16 protein-coding genes are annotated in these 16717 nt (G+C 71.4%); 7 read left to right on the top strand and 9 right to left on the bottom strand.

Annotated elements, in window-relative coordinates; genetic code table 11:
• Nucleotides 1-181: 181 nt before the first annotated feature.
• Both ACWEVS_RS08135 and ACWEVS_RS08130 read left to right on the top strand, forming a co-directional pair.
• Nucleotides 182-1009, top strand: a complete 828-nt coding sequence (locus ACWEVS_RS08135; RefSeq protein ID WP_449922335.1) for an alpha/beta fold hydrolase — start codon at nt 182-184, stop codon at nt 1007-1009.
• A gap of 277 nt (nt 1010-1286) precedes the next feature.
• Nucleotides 1287-2084, top strand: a complete 798-nt coding sequence (locus ACWEVS_RS08130) for a putative protein N(5)-glutamine methyltransferase (protein WP_452550540.1) — start codon at nt 1287-1289, stop codon at nt 2082-2084.
• A 63-nt stretch (nt 2085-2147) separates the two neighbouring features.
• Here the strand turns inward: ACWEVS_RS08130 and ACWEVS_RS08125 are convergent, their stop codons facing one another.
• Nucleotides 2148-2912 (bottom strand): MerR family transcriptional regulator, encoded by a 765-nt coding sequence (locus ACWEVS_RS08125; RefSeq protein ID WP_452550539.1) that lies wholly within the window; start codon nt 2910-2912, stop codon nt 2148-2150.
• Nucleotides 2913-2993: 81 nt separating this feature from the next.
• Here ACWEVS_RS08125 and ACWEVS_RS08120 point away from each other — a divergent pair, with 81 nt between their 5' ends.
• The 4 genes from ACWEVS_RS08120 to ACWEVS_RS08105 all read left to right on the top strand — a co-directional run bounded on the left by ACWEVS_RS08120 (nt 2994) and on the right by ACWEVS_RS08105 (nt 6380).
• Nucleotides 2994-3764 (top strand): MerR family transcriptional regulator, encoded by a 771-nt coding sequence (locus ACWEVS_RS08120; RefSeq protein ID WP_449922330.1) that lies wholly within the window; start codon nt 2994-2996, stop codon nt 3762-3764.
• A gap of 2 nt (nt 3765-3766) precedes the next feature.
• Nucleotides 3767-4291, top strand: coding sequence for a GyrI-like domain-containing protein (locus tag ACWEVS_RS08115; RefSeq protein ID WP_449922328.1), 525 nt, complete (start codon nt 3767-3769; stop codon nt 4289-4291).
• A 190-nt stretch (nt 4292-4481) separates the two neighbouring features.
• Entirely contained in the window at nt 4482-5198 is a 717-nt protein-coding gene (locus ACWEVS_RS08110; protein ID WP_449922326.1) for a helix-turn-helix domain-containing protein, read from the top strand.
• A gap of 12 nt (nt 5199-5210) precedes the next feature.
• The gene (locus ACWEVS_RS08105) at nt 5211-6380 is read left to right on the top strand and encodes a cytochrome P450 (RefSeq protein ID WP_452550536.1); all 1170 of its coding nucleotides are present in this window, start codon (nt 5211-5213) and stop codon (nt 6378-6380) included.
• A 371-nt stretch (nt 6381-6751) separates the two neighbouring features.
• Here the strand turns inward: ACWEVS_RS08105 and ACWEVS_RS08100 are convergent, their stop codons facing one another.
• From ACWEVS_RS08100 to ACWEVS_RS08070, 7 genes are all read right to left on the bottom strand, one after another.
• Nucleotides 6752-7381, bottom strand: a complete 630-nt coding sequence (locus ACWEVS_RS08100; protein ID WP_452415311.1) for a LysE family translocator — start codon at nt 7379-7381, stop codon at nt 6752-6754.
• 150 nt (nt 7382-7531) lie between these two features.
• Complete coding sequence (locus tag ACWEVS_RS08095; protein ID WP_452550534.1) at nt 7532-8563, bottom strand: tyrosine-type recombinase/integrase; 1032 nt, start codon at nt 8561-8563, stop codon at nt 7532-7534.
• Between the two features lie 108 nt (nt 8564-8671).
• Nucleotides 8672-10201: a helix-turn-helix domain-containing protein gene (locus ACWEVS_RS08090; RefSeq protein ID WP_449922319.1), complete on the bottom strand. Its 1530-nt coding sequence runs from the start codon at nt 10199-10201 to the stop codon at nt 8672-8674.
• Nucleotides 10202-10250: 49 nt separating this feature from the next.
• Nucleotides 10251-11924: an enoyl-CoA hydratase-related protein gene (locus ACWEVS_RS08085; RefSeq protein ID WP_452550532.1), complete on the bottom strand. Its 1674-nt coding sequence runs from the start codon at nt 11922-11924 to the stop codon at nt 10251-10253.
• A 384-nt stretch (nt 11925-12308) separates the two neighbouring features.
• On the bottom strand, nt 12309-12551 hold the full coding sequence (locus ACWEVS_RS08080) for a hypothetical protein (RefSeq protein ID WP_452550530.1): 243 nt from the start codon (nt 12549-12551) through the stop codon (nt 12309-12311).
• A gap of 17 nt (nt 12552-12568) precedes the next feature.
• Nucleotides 12569-13027, bottom strand: coding sequence for a ribosomal protein L7/L12 (locus tag ACWEVS_RS08075; RefSeq protein ID WP_449922317.1), 459 nt, complete (start codon nt 13025-13027; stop codon nt 12569-12571).
• A gap of 718 nt (nt 13028-13745) precedes the next feature.
• Entirely contained in the window at nt 13746-13895 is a 150-nt protein-coding gene (locus ACWEVS_RS08070) for a hypothetical protein (RefSeq protein ID WP_452550528.1), read from the bottom strand.
• A 306-nt stretch (nt 13896-14201) separates the two neighbouring features.
• Here ACWEVS_RS08070 and fxlM point away from each other — a divergent pair, with 306 nt between their 5' ends.
• The gene (fxlM, locus tag ACWEVS_RS08065; RefSeq protein WP_452550526.1) at nt 14202-15437 is read left to right on the top strand and encodes a methyltransferase, FxLD system; all 1236 of its coding nucleotides are present in this window, start codon (nt 14202-14204) and stop codon (nt 15435-15437) included.
• Nucleotides 15438-16283: 846 nt separating this feature from the next.
• Here the strand turns inward: fxlM and ACWEVS_RS08060 are convergent.
• Nucleotides 16284-16670 carry a nuclear transport factor 2 family protein gene (locus ACWEVS_RS08060; protein WP_452550524.1) on the bottom strand — a complete coding sequence of 129 codons (387 nt, stop codon included), beginning with the start codon at nt 16668-16670 and terminating at the stop codon, nt 16284-16286.
• Nucleotides 16671-16717 lie beyond the last annotated feature (47 nt).

Genomic DNA, 16717 nt, shown 5'->3' with positions numbered 1-16717 from the left:
TGCCACCAGCGCCCTCACCGAAGCGGGCTGTATCCGGATCTTCGCCGACGAGAAGTCCGGCAAGCACGCGCAGCGCCACGGGTCGGCCGCCCCGCCCCGCCTCCTACAGCCGGCGGCGGCCGTGCACGCCGGTGGCGAACATGATCGCCGCGGCGGCGGCCGTCCCGCTAGGTTGCCCGGCATGCTGAGTTACGAAGAGGCGGGCCACGGGCCCGCGGTGATCCTGATCCATGGCGCCATCGCCGATCGCCGCATGTGGGACCACCAGTTCGCCGCGCTGGCCGCCGGCCACCGGGTGATCCGTTACGACTGGCGCGGATACGGCCGCTCCGGCGACACCGACGGCCAGGTGTGCCACCACGAGGACCTGCTGGCGCTGATGGACAGACTCGAGGTCGAGCGGGCGGCCCTGGTGGGCTGCTCGATGGGCGGCGCCTACGCGGTCGAGGCCGCGCTGGCCGCCCCCTCCAGGGTCAGCGGCCTGGCGCTGATCGCCTCCGGGCTGGCCGGGCACACCTGGCCGCCGGAGATGCTGGAGCAGGCCCGCGAGCGGGTGAACAGCGCGGTGCCGGCCGAGCGGCTGGCCCGCTACCGGCAGGGCGGCGCCGAGGTCGAGCCGGGCGACGCGCTGGCGATGGCGCGGGCGCAGGTGCTGTGGCAGGTCGCCGGCCCTTCGCGGGGGCGGGCCGACCTGACCGACCAGGTGTGGGAGCGGGCGGTGACGATGTGCCGCAAGGTGTTCGAGCGGCTGTGGAGCGGCCCGCCGACCGTCCAGAGGTTCCTGACCCCCGCGGCCGCCGAACGGCTGGGCGAGGTGCGGGTGCCGACGCTGGTCGTCAACGGGCTGTGTGACGTGCCGGGCATCCAGCAGGTGTCGGACCTGCTGACGGCCGGGATCGCCGGGGCGCGGCGCGTCGACCTGCCCGGGACCGGCCATCTGCCGCCGCTGGAGCGGCCCGAGCAGGTCACCGCGCTGCTGACCGGCTTCACCGCGGAACTGGCGAGCTGAGCGGCCGGCCCCCGGCGGCCCCTGGGAGGCGGCCGAACCCCGGCCGACGGAACCCCGGCCGACGCCCTGGCTTCCTCGCGCCGGCCGCGGAGGGCACCCCGGGTGACGGCGCCGGGGACGCTCCGGTATCGTGGCGATCTCCAGCACGGCAGCGACCAAGGAGGTGAGACCCATTTCGCCACGTCAGGCTGGGTGCTCCCACCGCACAGCCGCCCGGGCCGCCACACGCGCGTGACCCGGGGGAGCGCCCACAGGATCTTTTTCCCGAAAGGCGCCCATGCCGGCTCCATTGCTGTCCCTCATCGTCACCACCCTGCGCTCGGCGGGTTGCGTCTTCGCCGAGGACGAAGCCGAACTGCTCATCGCCACGGCCGCCACCCCCGACCAGCTGACCTCCATGGTCGAACGGCGCGCCGCCGGCCTGCCGCTGGAACACGTCCTGGGCTGGGCGCGGTTCTGCGGCCTGCGCGTGGCGGTCGATCCCGGGGTGTTCGTCCCGCGCCGCCGTACCGAAATCCTCGCCCGGCAGGCCATCGAGCTGGCCCGCCGGGCCGGCGCCCCCGACCGGCCCGCCGTCGTGGTCGACCTGTGCTGCGGGTCGGGCGCCCTGGGCGCCGCGGTCGCCACCGCCGTGCCCGGGCTCGAACTGCACGCCGCCGACATCGAGACGGCCGCGGTGGACTGCGCCCGCCGCAACCTCGACGGGCTCGGCGGTCACGTCCACCACGGCGACCTGCTGGCAGCGCTGCCCGAGCGGCTGCGCGGCCGGATCGACGTCCTGATCGCCAACGTCCCCTACGTGCCCAGCCAGGAGGTCGACCTGCTGCCCGCCGAGGCCCGCGTGCACGAGCCGCGGGTGGCGCTCGACGGCGGAGCCGACGGGCTGCAGGTCATGCGCCGGGTGACGGACGCCGCCCCGGTGTGGCTGGCGCCCGGCGCGAGCCTGCTGGTGGAGACCAGCCGCCGGCAGGCGCCGCAGGCCGTCGAGACGTTCACCAGCAGCGGGTTGCGCGCCCGCGTGGTCACCTGCGAGGAGATGGAGGCCACCGTCGTCATCGGCACCCCCGGCCCGTAGCCGGTGCCCGGCAGCCTTTGACGGTCCGCTGACGGCCCGCCCTGCCGTACCGCCCGCCTGCTCTCACTCGGCCCGCAGGCGGGCGGTGTTGGCCCGGATGGCTTCGCTCAGGTAGGCGGCAAGGCCCGGCGCCTGCGCCTCGAACGTCGCGGTGAAACGCGGGTCGTTCACATACAGTTCGCCCAGGCCCCGGTGGACGTCGGGTGAGCACGGGTAGAACCAGCGGCTGATGTGCAGGCGGTGCCGCTCGGCCAGGTCCATCACCTGCCCGCTGCCGGCGGGCAGCCCGGCTTTCAACGCCTCCACCAGGTCGGCGGTGATCGCCTCGGCCTCGCCGCGCTGCCGCACCCAGTCGGCCTTGGTGTAGGAGGCGACGCGGCGGCGGCTTTCGGCGTAGAGGGGGCTGTCGCCCCAGCGCCGCTGCGCCTCCGCCTCGTAGGCTTCGGGCCGGAAGTCGCCGAAGACCTCCAGGCGTTCCTCGGGCGTCAGCGTGATGTTCATGGTGTGCGCCTCCATCGCGACCTCCACGGCCGCCACCATCTGGCGCAGCCGGTCGATGCGCGCGGTGAGCAGCTCGTGCTGGCGGCGCAGGTGCGTCATCTCGTCGCTGCCCGGCTCGTCGAGGATGCCGATGATCTCCTCCAGGCCGAAGCCGAGCTCCCGGTAGAACAGCACCTGCTGCAGCCGTTCGAGGTCTGAGTCGTCGTAGCGGCGGTAGCCCGCCTGGCTGCGCCGGCTCGGCGACAGCAGCCCGATCTCGTCGTAGTGGTGCAGGGTCCGCACCGTCACCCCCGCCAGGCGCGAGACCTGCCCCACGGACAAACTCATGCCCCCAGCATGGACCCTCCCGATACGTGAGGGTCAACGTCGGCTGGACTCTCCCTCGGTGGGAGAGTCCATGCTTGAGCCATGGATCTTCTGCCGATCGGGCAGTTCGCCCGCCTCAGCAGGCTCAGCGTCAAGCAGCTGCGCCACTACGCCGAGCTCGGCCTGCTGCGGCCCGCCCACATCGACGACGACAGCGGCTACCGCTACTACCACCCGTCCCAGGCCCGCCAGGCGCTGTCGATCGGGTTGCTGCGTTCGCTGGACGTCCCGCTGGCGGTCATCGGCCAGGTCCTGTCAGGAACCGAAGGCGCGCTCGGCCGGGTCCGCGACGACCTGGAGGCCGAGCTTCGAAGGCGGCGGCGCACGCTGGCCGCCCTCGAAAGGGTCATGAGCGAAGGGCTGCCGTCCGCGCAGGTGGTCGAGGTGGAGGAACCGTCACGGCTGGTGGCGGTGACGGGGGAGCAGGCCGCGGGCGACCTGGACATCGCCCGCGCCACCTCCGCCTGTGTGGCCCGCCTCCTGGCGGCAGCCGGTACGGCCGTGCGGGAGCCGCAGCTGATCGGGTTGTTCCCCGTCGAGCTGACCGAACCGTGCACGGTCGAGGTGGCGCTGGTGACCGGCGAGCCGATCGCCGGGACCAGGCCGCGCGTGCTGCCTGGCGGCCGGTTCGCCCAGGCCACCCACGTCGGCCCCTACGACCAGGTCACGCTGACCGCCCACGCCCTGCTGGCCTGGTGCGCCGAGCGCGGCCAGGCCGCAGGTGGCCCGATCCGCGAGGTGTATGTCTCCGACCCCGCCCGGACCCCTCCTGACCAGCTCGTCACACATCTGCAGATTCCTTTGGAGGATTGATCATGAAGACCAGCTATGGGCCCGTCACCGCGCTGACCGTCACCGGTCTGGGCGAGCCGGGCGGCCCGGAGTACGGCGCGGCGGTCACCGCCCTCTACACCGTGGCCGGCGCCATGAACGCCGCCGTCGGCCCGATGGAGGGCCGCTGGTGGGTGGAGGACAGCCGCCCGCCGCTGACCGTGCCGCGCGCCGAGTGGCGCTGGCACCTGCACCTGCCGCTGCCGCAGGCGCCCGAGCCCGGCGCGATGGAGGCGGCCAGAGAGGCCGCCCGTCCCTCCGGCGCGGCGGTCGACCGGGTGCAGGTGGTCACCTTCACCGAGGGCGAGTGTGTGGAGTTTCTGCACGAGGGGCCCTTCAGTGAGGAGCATCTGACGCTGGCGGCGATGGAGGAGTACATGAAGGAGCACGGCCTGGTCCACAACGGGCCGCATCACGAGGTGTACCTGTCGGACCCGCAGGAGCAGGACCCGGCCAAGCTGCGCACCCTGCTGCGCCAGCCGGTCAGGAGCGCCGCCACCACGGGCTGACAGGACGGGCTCCTGGTAGCGGAGGTGTTGTCTACGCATCTCGGCCGGCCAGGAGCCCGTGGTTGCCTGCCTACACGACAGCTCGCCGGACGGCCGCGCGGCGGCAGGGGGTGAGTTAGGGGTTCGATTCCGCGTCCACCGTTCGCTTAATCGCTGGCGAACGCGGCGGCCCACCGGGTTGACTGCACGGGTGACCGCTCCGCCCGTGCCCGCCGACCTGACCCACCTGGTGTCCGGGAATTGGGTGCTCGACGGCGACGTGGTGCCCAGAGGGTTGCCGCAACCCGCCGTCGACCTGCTGGTCATGCCTGATGGGGCGTGCTGGTTGGCCGGGCCGGAGACGCGCGCTCGGCAGGGGGCGCTGCCCGAGGGCGGGTCCCTGGTGGGGGTGCGGCTGCGACCGGGGACGGTGACCGGGCTGTTCGGGGTCGCGGCCGACGAGGTGCCGCTGGCCGGGGCGCCCATCGAGGTCGGGCGCCTGGACGGGCCGGTGATCGAGCGGCTGGCAGGGGCGCTGGCACTGGTGCGGGCGCGGGCTGGGCGATGCCGGGTCGACGAGCGGGTGCGCATCGTGCTGGCGGCCATGCACGCGGCGCCAGGTGCGCCGGTCGACCGGCATGCCGCCCAGGCTGGGTTGTCCGAGCGGCAACTTCGGCGGCGGTTCATGGTGGCGGTCGGGCTGCGGCCCAAGTCCTACGCGCGCGTGGTGCGGCTGCACCACGCGCTCGCCGCCGCGCACGCCGCGGTGGCCAAGGGCGAGCGCCCGAACTGGGCGGCCATCGCCGTGCGCAGCGGCTGCTACGACCAGTCACACCTGCTCGCCGAATTCCGGCACGCGGTGGGGGCGCCGCCGACCACGTTGCTGCCGGATGTCCGTTTTCTCCAAGCCTCGACCAGCCGGGGCTAACACACTCGACGCATGGCTGATGACGTTGTCATGGAGATCCTCGACTGGCACCGGGAGACCGCACGGGACGGTCTGGCCGGGGACGGGGTGCGTTTCGTCGAACCGTTCGGTGCCTGGGTGGTGCACGGCTACACCGAGGTGAACCAGGTGCTCACCGACTACTCGACGTTCTCCTCCGACGAGCTGCGCTACAGCTCGCAACCCGTGCCGCACCGGGACAACCCGGTTCTCGGCGGTCTGTCGACGATGGACCCGCCCCGGCACCACCTGCTGCGCCGACTGGTCAGCCGGGCCTTCACGCCCCGCGCGATCCAGGCGTTGCTCCCCTCGATCACCGACACCGTGCGGATGCAACTGGCCGATGTGGACGGTGAGCTGGACGTGATCGGCCAGCTCGGCTACCCGTTGCCGGTGCGCACCATCGCCGCACTGCTCGGAGTCGAAGCCGACCGGCAACCGGACTTCGTGCGCTGGACCGAGGCGATCACCTCCTTCGCCGGCTCGTTCGCCGAGGACCCGGTACGTCAGGCCGCGTTCCGCACCGCACAAGCCGAACTGGTCGAGTACCTCATGGAGGTGTTCGCCGAGCACCGCGCCCGGCCCCAAGGCGACGTGATCGACACTCTGCTGGCCGCCGAACCGGACGGCAGCCGGCTGTCCGACGATGAGTTGATCAACTTCTGCACGCTGCTGCTCATCAACGGCCACGAGACGACCAAGACCCTGCTGGTCAACACCGTGCTGTGCCTGGCGGCTCACCCGGACGCACTGGCCCAGCTGCGTGCTGACCCTGGACTGGTACCGGATGCTGTCGAGGAGGTGCTGCGGTTCCTGCCCCCGATCGGTGGCACCGACCGGTTCACCACCGGCCCGGCCGGCATCGCCGGGCACACCATCGAGACCGGCCAGCGGGTGATCGCCATGGTGCTGTCGGCCAACCGGGACCCCCGGGTGTTCGCCGAGCCGGAGGAGTTCCGTCCCGACCGAACGCCCAACGAGCACCTTTCCTTCGGCCACGGCGTGCACTTCTGCCTCGGCGCGCATCTGGCCAGGCACGAGCTCGCGGTCGCGGTTCACGCACTGCTGCACCGGTTCCCCGGCCCGTGGTCGGTGGGCCGGATCGCGACCGAGCGCACCCCGGTTGGCATCGACCTGCTCGATCTAGCGCTGGTCAGCCCGTAGCTGGGGCTGATCCCGGGCCGAGGGCGCGCAGAGGAGCTTGACGGATCATCTCCCCGCCGCGCCGGAAGACCTTCAGCATCGGCTGCTGATCGGCCGCTGGCCTTCCGCTCGGGGTGTCACCGGACGCGGCACCGGGGGCGCAGAGACGCAGCCGCACGTCCCCGGTCAGGGACACACGGGGACGGGCGCCAGGCACGAGACGCGGGGGAGAGGCGCCCAGGCAGCGCGGCGGGGCGGAGGGACAAGCGTCATCGGTGAGGCCCGCCACCCGCACCACCGCGCCCGCCATGCAGGTCATGCGGGTGCAGGCCACGCACACCGCCCATGGTCGCGCACACCGCCCATGGTCGCGCACGCACCCACCACCGGCGCTACTGCGGCGACAAGGCCAGCCGCACCCCGAAACCCACCAGCACCGCCCCGGTCACCCCGTCGACGACCCTGCGCGCCCACGCCCGCTCCAGCCACGACCGTGCCACCTGCGCCCCCGCGATCAGCACCGCGAACCACACCATGCCCTCGAGGTTGTGCACCAACGCCAGCAGCAGCCCGCCCACCAGCGGCGGCGCCTCCGGCGGCAGGAACTGCGGCAGCAACGCCACGTAGAAGACGCCGATCTTCGGATTGAGCAGGTTCGTCAGCGCGCCCCGCGCCCACGCCGCCAGCACACCACCGCCGCTCCCGGCTGGCGCGGGCGCGGACGCCGCCAGACCCTCCCGCCACGACTTGACGATCAACGACACGCCGAACCACACCATGTAGGCCGCGCCCGCGTACCGCACCACCGTGAAGGCCACCTGCGAAGCGGCCAGCAGCGCCGACAGGCCCGCCGCGGCCGCCGCCCCCCACACCAGCACACCGGTGTTGATCCCCAGGGCGGTCGCGAACGCCTGCCGCCTGCCCTGCGTCAACGCCGAACGCAGCACCAGCGCCGTGTCAAGGCCAGGGACGATCGTGAGGAAACCCGCGACAACCGCGAACGACAGCACAGCCGACATCATGCCTCCATCATGGCCGCCCGTCGCCCGCCCCGGCCACGCGCCCCCGAGCAGGCGCATCCCTGACGTCATGAAGGAGCGGGGCCTCCGCTCCCGCGACGACAGCGGGCCCTGGACGGGCAGAGGCCGGCCACCGCCTGCCGTACCCGACGATCACCCACGCCCGTCGGGCGGCGGCTTCAGCAGCGGATGGACGCGCATCGCCACCTCCAGCTCACCCGGCAGCTCGTCACGGTAGCGGCCCAGCGTCGACAGGTCACTGTGACCCAGCACCCTGCGCACCGCGTCCATGTCGACCGCGTCAGCCAGCAGATGCGTCGCCGTCGTGTGCCGCAGCCCGTGCGGCGTCACCGAACGCCGCTGCGCCGGATCCACCCCCTGCTGCACCCTGTCGATCACCGCCTGCACGTCACCACGCGCCAGCCGCCGCCCCCGCCACGACAGCAGCAACGCCTTGTCGGCCGACTCGGCCCGCCCGCCCGCCAGGTACGCCTCCAGCGCCTCGGCCACCACCGCGGGCAACGGCACGTCCCGCGTCCTGCCGCCCTTACCGAAGATCCGCCAGTAGCGCACCCCGTCGTTGGTGTAGAAATCCTCCACGTTGGCCCGCACCAGCTCCGACACCCGCGGCCCCAGCGTCGACAGCAGCAGCACGATCAACCCGTCACGCAGCTCCATCCGCTGGTCGCCGCGCCTGCGCCGCCCCCCGGCCGCCGGCTCGGCCGGCCGCAGCTCCCGCGCCGCCCCGATCAAGCCCTGCGCCTGCTCACGCGTCAACGCCCGCCGTTCGGGCCGCAACCCGCCGCGCTCCCTGGCCGTCACCGTCGCCGCCGCCATCGGATTGATCTGCACCCAGCCGGCCAGCGTCGCGTGCTTGAACAACGCCGAGATCGACCGCCGGAAACGCGCCTGCGACGAAGCGCGCTGCAACCCCCCGCCCGCACCGGAGCGCCGCCCGTCCGGCTTGCGCGCGAACGCCAGCAAGATCGCATCCACGTCCTCGCCGGTCAGATCGTCGAGCACGGTCTCCTCACCGGCCAACGCCACCAGCGTCGCCGCGTCACGCGCGTACACCTCGGCCGTCGAGGCCGACAGCGCCCCCGTCACCGTCCTGGCGCGCACCAGCTCCACATAGCGGTCGACCGCCTGCGCCACCGTCAGCCTGTTGAGCTCCGCCGGCCGCATGCCCCTCCTCGCCTAGAAGATCCGCGGCACGACCGTATCGAGCGGCACCGACAAAAGCACAGCCGGTCCGGGGCCGGCCGGCTCGTCCGCCGGCCCCGGACCCGCACCCTAGATGTCGCGGAAGATCTCGATCCGCGCGCCCAGCGCCGTCAACCGCTCGGCCAGATCCTCATACCCCCGGTTGATGACGTAGACGTTGCGCAGCACCGAGGTGCCCTCGGCCGCCATCATCGCCAGCAGCACCACCACCGCCGGACGCAGCGCCGGAGGGCACATCATCTCCGCCGAACGCCACCGCGTCGGCCCCTCCACCAGCACCCGGTGCGGATCCAGCAGCTTCACCGACGCCCCCAGCCGCGTCAGCTCCGTCAGGTAGATCGCCCGGTTATCGTAGACCCAGTCGTGGATGAGCGTCGAGCCCTGCGCCGTGGCCGCGATCGCCGCGAAGAACGGCACGTTGTCGATGTTGAGCCCGGGAAACGGCATCGGATGGATCTTGTCGGTGGGGGAGACCAGCCGCGAGGGCCGCACCGTCAGATCCACCAGCCGCGTACGGCCGTTGGCCGCCCGGTACTCCGCCCCCCGGTCATGGTCGAGGCCCATCTCCTCCAGCACCGCCAGCTCGATCTCCAGGAACTCGATCGGCACCCGGCAGATCGTCAGCTCCGAGGAGGTCACCACGGCGGCCGCCAGCAGGCTCATCGCCTCCACCGGATCCTCGGAGGGGGAGTAGTCCACATCCACCTCGATGTGCGGCACCCCGTGCACCGTCAGCGTCGTGGTGCCGACCCCCTCCACCTTCACACCCAGCTCCTCCAGGAAGAAGCACAGGTCCTGCACCATGTAGTTGGAGGAGGCGTTGCGGATCACCGACACCCCGTCGTGACGCGCCGCGGCCAGAAGCGCGTTCTCCGTCACCGTGTCGCCCCGCTCGGTCAGCACGATCGGCCGGCTGGGGGAGACCGAGGCGTCCACCTTGGCGTGGTACATCCCGCCCGTGGCCGTCACCTCGAGCCCGAAGTGCCGCAGCGCGCTCATGTGCGGCTGCACCGTCCGCGTCCCCAGGTCGCACCCGCCGGCGTACGGGATCTCGAACTGGTCGGTGCGGTGCATCAACGGCCCCAGGAACATGATCACACTCCTGGTACGGCGGGCCGCCTCGGTGTCCATCGAGGCCAGGTCCAGCCGGGCCGGCGGCACGATCTCCAGATCGCCGCCGCCGTTGATCCACCGCGCCCGCACCCCGATGGAGGCCAGCACCTCCAGGATCCGGTAGACCTCCTCGATCCGCGCCACCTTGCGCAGGATCGTCCGGCCGGAGTTCAGCAGCGACGCGCACAGCAACGCCACGCAGGCGTTCTTGCTGGTCTTCACCTCGATGCTGCCCGACAGCCGCCGGCCGCCCACCACCCGCAGGTGCATCGGACCGGCGTAGCCCAGGGACACGATCTCGCTGTCGAGCGCCTCACCGATACGGGCGATCATCTCAAGACTGATGTTCTGGTTGCCCTTTTCGATGCGGTTGACCGCGCTCTGGCTGGTGCCCAGCGCCTCCGCGAGCTGCTGCTGCGTCCACCCGCGGTGCTGGCGCGCGTCCCTGATCAGCTTACCGATCCGTACAAGATAGTCATCTGCCACAAGAGGCAACATATCTCACATATGAGATCTTGCAGCGACAGGCGTGACCTCAGAGACCAGACACACCACGATGAGACGCAAGATGCTCAGGCGTCACCACCGCCTTAACCTTCCCCACAAAATCCCGCCGCGCCGCTGCGAACCCCCGCCGATCATCGAACATGTCCCGGCTCATCTCCGCCAACTCCTCGATCCGATACGCGTCCAACGGCTTGCGCCGCTCATCCTCCTCCCGCCGCGCCAGCTTCCTCCGCACCAGATCCCCATGGTCATCACGCCCCGCCAACCGCTCGGCGTACTCCAGAACCTCCTGCTCGAACTCCTCCCGCGACCCCTTCACCACCCGATCGGCCAAGCCCATCGACACCGCCTGCTGCGCCCCCACCGGCAAAGCCGCACCCGTCAACTCCTGCGCCCGCTCCACGCCCACCCGCGCCGGCAACACATACGTCCAATACTCCGAACCGAACAACCCCATCGTCCGATAGTGCGGGTTCAGCACCCGACCCTCCCGCACCAGCACCCGATCGGCCCCCAGCGCCATCATCACCCCACCGGCACCAGCATTACCACCCACCGACGCCACCACCAACTGCCCCGTACACCCGATGATCTCCCGGCACACCCCGTTGATCGCATTGATGTTCATCCACGCCTCCATCTCCGGATGACGCGCCGACTCGATCACATTGAGATGGATCCCGTTGGAGAACACCTCACCACCCCGCACCACCAGCACCCGCGTGTCCTGCGCCACCGCGTACTGCAGCGCCTCCACCAACCGCCGGCACTGGTTGGTGGCCATCGCCCCGTTGTAGAAGTCGAAACTCACCACCCCCACCCGGCCGGCCCGCTGATACGTGATCTCCGAGAACCCCGGCTGAGAAGCCGGAGCCCGCCCCAGCCGCCGCCGCAGCACCGACACCGCCGGCAGCTTCACCCCACCACGGTCCTCACGCCGCAACTGGCCCACCCACACCGTCCCGTCCCCGGTGTGCACCAGCACCGCCCCACCCCGGCGCGCCGCCACCGAACCCGGCTGACCCAGAAGCTGCGGCCCCAGCCGCGCGTCGAACACCCGCACGTCCATCCCGCACAACACCGCCGCCGCCCCCGGCGCCCCGTCAGCGGCCCTGATCCGCCGCACCACCCGATCCGACGACTCCGCCCACGAGAACTCCCGATCCGCCCGCCGCATCGCCGGCCGCAACCGGCCCCACACCTCGGGCCGCCCGTAGTCCAGCGGCGCCGGCACGAACGACGGGTCCTCCGCCTTGCGCGCCACCTCCAGCACCAACTCCGTGGCCGCATCGGTCACCAGGCCGTTGTACAGGCTGCTCTTGCGCATCGGATCCTCCGGCAGCGCGAACTCCCGCCACCCCCAGATCGGCCCCGCGTCCATCTCCTCGGCCGCCTGCAAGGCCGTCACGCCCCAGCGCCGCTCGCCGTCCAGGATCGCCCAGTCCAGCGACGACGGTCCCCGGTCGCCGCGCGGGCCGGGGTGAATGATGATCACCCGGTGCTCGCGCCAGAGCCGCTCGGGCACCCGGTCCTTCAGGAAGGGGCAGATGATCAGGTCCGGCTTGGCCAGGGACACCGCCTCGAGCATGACCTCCTCGGAGATCGCGAGTTCGACGGTCACCTCGTGACCGGCTTCGCGCAACTCGATCCACGCGCGCTGGGTCAGGCCGTTGAACGCCGAGACAAGAAGCAGAATCCGCACTTTGGAGCATCCTTCAGAGCTGAACCTTCGACTAGGCAAGTGATGCTGACACGCCCAAGCAAACCCGAGTGACAGAACAGCGCAAATTCCCGATTTTTCCGGCGCCGAGATCTGGGCGAAAGGGGATAAAGCGGGCATTTCGCATGGGTTTGTGGCGTGAGCGAAAGCGGGCCGCGCCGGGGGAGAGGGTGTCACGCGACCCGATGTGCTCGCATGATCCGCGACCGGGGGAGAGGCGGCGGGGGGAGCGGCGCCGCGCCCGCTTTGTGGAGCCGGTTGCGGGAGCCGGCTGCGCGCGTGAGCCGTCGAGGGCAGGCCGGAGGTCCGGTTCGCCCCGTTTTCTAAACCAAACAGAATTCACCTTCTGTCCGGTTTAGCGTTGATTCATAGCTTCCGTACGAATCGGGTGGCGGCGCGGTGACTCATGCCCGTTTCGCCGCGCACCAGGAAGACCGCGTCCTGGAACTGGCCCGTCGCCTTCAGTTCGCGCGCCTGGTCGGTGATGTCCAGGCTGGGCAGGAGCCGGTTGCGCGGATGCCGCGTCAGCCGTACGGCCAGGACGATCAGCGAGATGATCAAGGCGGTCACGAGAACGGTCAGCAGGACGAGGGAGCCCATGCTCGTCATGATGCGATCGTAAGGGATCACAGGGTCCGGACGAAGGTCTCGGCGTCGCCCAGGCTCATGCCCGTCTCGCCGATCACCAGGTGCACGGCCTGCTCGGTACGGCCGGCGGCCTTGAGCTCGCGGACCCTGGTGGCCAGGTCGGGCCTGGCCAGAGCGGGTGCGGGCGGTCGCAGGCGGGCCAGCGCGGGGTGGTCGCGGCCCGCGGCCATGGCCTCGACGGCGTCCTTGGCGGATTTGAGTCCGAGGCCGGTGTGCTGACGCAAAAGCTTGATGGCGTGGATCTGCTTGCCGTCGGCGATCAGTGTGCGCAGGGCGCTTTCCAGGTCGTGTGGCGGCAGCGGGCCGCCGGTGCTCATGTGGGTGACGGAGGTGCGGCCTGCGCGCGCGGCGGCCGTCACGACGAGGACGACGGCGATGGCGATGACGGCCAGGACGGCGACGAGGATGCCTATCTCGGGCACTCCGATGTTGGGCATGGCGCGATCGTACGCGATCAACGTTTGCTCGATAATGAACATTATGTCAAGTAGTGCTTTCGCCGCGCTCTCCTGACGGAGGCTTTGACGGTTCGTGGGAAAGGCTGACCCGGGATGGGCGTGTCGCATAGTGTGGGTAGTCCGTACGTCGGATAAGGGAGCACACGTGGGGAACGACGCGGTCTTGTGCCAGGTGTGCCAGGGGGTTCTGCCCGCTTCGGGGCGTGAGTCGTACACGGCGACTCGTGCTCGGCTGATCGTCACCAACGGTTACTGCGAGGGCGGGTGTGCCGAGCGGATCGCCGCGCGGCAGCAGCCGCAGCTTCACCAGCAGCCGGTGGAGGTCGTACGGCAGGCGCCCGTGGCGGTGCCGCAGTCTCCTGGTGTACGCGTGTTGACGTCCTAGGTTCTTCAACCGGGCGTGATGGCCTGCGGGGTACGGCCCTGCGGGCCTTTCGGTGTTCGGGCGTGCTCCTCTCCCCCGCTGCCCGGTTCGGGGTGCTTCGGCCGGTCCGCCTGGGTCGCGCACGGTAATGGTCAGGAGCGGTTCGGTAGGCGCAGGCCGTTCATGAATTCGGTTTCGGCCTCTTCCGCGGTGGCGGCGGTGAGGATGGCGTCGGCCGTCTCGACGGCGTCGAGGCGTCTTCTATTGAGCACCTGGCGGGCGGGCTGGCCGAGTCGGCCGACAAGGCGTTGCTTCTGTCTTGGCGGGTTGATCTCAAGGCTTCAGCGGGGTGCCGAGCGTGTCGGTGGTGGCCGCGATCCTGCCCTGGTGGGCGGCGGCGGGGTGCCGGAGGGGGCTCCACTTCTCCGCCATCGTCTCGGCGCGCTCCCCCGCGGGGATGAGCTCTCGTGCCGAGATGGGCATTCTCGTCGCCGTCCTGGCCGTCATCGCCCTCGCCGTCGTCCTCGTCGTGGCGGCCGCCGCCCATGGTCACGCCGCCCATGGTCGGCCCCTGCCCGCACACCCGCCTGCCCCCGCCCACCTGCCTTCCCCTGTCCTGCGCCGGCCTTCCTGGCGTTCGGCGGGAGCAGGCCCCTGGCGTGCGGGGGGCTGATCTTTCGTGGCGGTTGGGGAAGGTCCGGGTCGCCGCTTGCGGGTGGCATTGGCCGGGGCTGTCCGTACCTCGCCCGCAGGCCCGGGACTGTCGCCGGGCGAACGTAGTGTTGGCCGATGACCGCAGACGCCCCGTCATCCGAGACGCCCGACCGCCTGCGCGCCGACATGGTCGCGGCGCTGACCGAGCGGGGCTCGATCCGCTCCCCCGAGATCGCGACGGCCTTCGCGAAGGTGCCGCGCGAGAGGTTCGCGCCGGAGGCGCCGCTCGAGGCCGCCTACTCCGTGCAGGACGTGGTCGTCACCAAGCGCGATGACGCGGGCAGGGCGACGAGCTCGATCAGCGCGCCCTGGCTGCAGGCGGAGATGCTGGAGGCCGCCCGGCTCTTTCCCGGGGCGAAGGTGCTGGAGATCGGGTCGGGCGGGTACAACGCGGCGCTGATCGCCGAGGTGGTCGGCCCGGCGGGTCTGGTGGTCACCGTGGACATCGACCCGTTCGTCACCGAGCGGGCGGGCCGTTTCCTGGCCGAGACCGGCTATCCGCAGGTGACGGTGGTCCTGGGGGACGCCGAGGACGCGGCCGACGGGTACGTGCCGGTCGAGGGCTTCGACGCCATCCTGGTCACGGTCGGGGCGTGGGACTGCCCGTGGGGGCGCCTGCTGGCCGTGGGCGGCCGGATGGTGGTTCCGCTGGTGTTCGGGACGATCACCAGGTCGATCACGTTCGTGCGTGAGGGCGACGGGTTCGTCGGGCTGGATCCGACCGTGTGCGGGTTCGTCGCGATGCAGGGCGCGGGGGTGCATCCGCATCAGGAGGCGGTTGTCGCGGATGGTGGTGTGCGGCTGACGATCGAGGGCGGGCCTGAACTCGACGTCGGCGCGCTCGACCGGGCGCTGACGTCGAGCCGGGTCGAGGCGTGGACTGGGGTGACCGTGCGGCGCGGCGAGTCGTTCGACTCGCTGAACCTGTGGATCGTGACCATGGATGAGTCTTTCGGCATGATCTGGCGGGACTGGGAGCGCGACGGCGGCCGGGTCGTGGAGCCCGCCACGCGCTGGTACTGCCCGGCCCTGATCACGCCGGACAGTTTCGCCTATCTCACCCTGCGCGAGGCTCCGGTGGACGGCGAGGCCGGGGAACGCGGGTGGGAGCTCGGTGTGCACGGGCACGGGCCCGGCGCCGCAGAGCTCATGCGGCGGCTTCATGGCCATGTGCGGACGTGGGATCGTGACTGGAGGGGGCATCCCGGTCCGGATTTCGCGCTCTATCCCGCTGAGGTCGCGGTGCCGGTTCCGGCTGTCGGCCGCGTGTTCGCCAAGCGTCACACCCGGCTGGTCATGGCCTGGGCGTGAGACCGGTCGGCCGTATGGTGGCCGGATTCAGCACGTGGCGATGCGAGTTGCCGCAGTCCTGCAGACCGGTCATCGGAGACGGGGGTCAAGCGGAGAACCGGGTTAGGTGTCGCCCGGACACGGGGCCCTGGGACACCTGGGTCCTGAGTCACGGGGTCATGGTGGGGTCGTGCGTCGCGGGGGTCATGCGGTTGCGTGAGGTGCGGCGTGAGGCGTGAGGCGGGGTGATCGTCCCGCTCCCCCGGTCTGCGCTGGTGTTGCCGGCCCGGGTGGGAGGTGCCTCTCCCCCGCTGGCGGGCGGCGCCGGGCGGTACGCGTCCGACGGCGGCGAGTTGGTGGGCTGGCGAGCCGGCCATGGCTCTGCGCTGACGGTGCGGGGCCGGCGGTGCTGAGGGGTGGAAGTGTGGGAGGCCCGGAGTTGTGGGGCGCGCTGGGTGTCGTCGAGCCGGTGGGGCGGCCGGCGTCGGACGCGGGCGGCGACCTCTGGCAAGGCGCGGCGGGGATGCAATCCCCCACGGACCGCCGGACGGCCGGATGGGCTGTCGGCTCTCCTGGCCGTCCGCGGGAGGCGCCCGCGCCCACCCGTAGTCCACGCCACCCGTAGTCCACGCCACCCGTAGTCCACGCCATCCGCAGTCCACGCCCACCTGTAGTCTGTGCCGCCTGCCGCCTGCCGCCTGCCGCCTGCCGCCTGCCGCCTGCCGCCTGCCGCCTGCCGCCTGCCGCCTGCCGCCTGCCGCCTGCCGCCTGCCGCCTGCGCTGCTGGCGTGGGCTGGTCACCGTGTGCATCGATCGGTTGTCCCCGATGGTGGTGGCGGTGGGGTTGGCGACGGGGCCGCGGGTTCGTCACGGTGTGTGATCGTGCGGTTCCGGTTGGGTGTGCCAGTAGTCGCGGGTTTCGACGGCGAGGCCGTCGGGGTCGAAGCGGGCGAAGACGCAGCCGGCCAGGACGGTGGGCTGGTCGCCGTCGAGGGCGTGGACGCGGAACTCGATGGCGGCGCGGTCGGCGTCGACGAGCGGGGTGTGGAAGGTGACGGTGATGGGGGTCTCGCCGTCGAAGGACCAGCGGATGTAGTCGAGGATGGCCGCTTTGCCGTGGTGGGGTGGGCGGAAGGGCATGCTGGTGTGGACGGCGTGGTCGGCGTAGAGGCTGGCGAGGGCGTCGATGTCGTGGTGCGTCCAGGCCTGCTGCCAGGTGTCGGCGAAGTGTTGGGCGGCGGTGCGGGTGTCCATGGCGTTGATTTAATCGGTTGCGGTTTTGTCGGTGGGGTTGGTTAGGG

This window comes from Nonomuraea sp. NPDC003754, assembly GCF_053605785.1.
The sequence above is the reverse complement of the archived record's forward strand: the minus strand, read 5'-3'. Positions and strand labels throughout refer to the sequence as shown.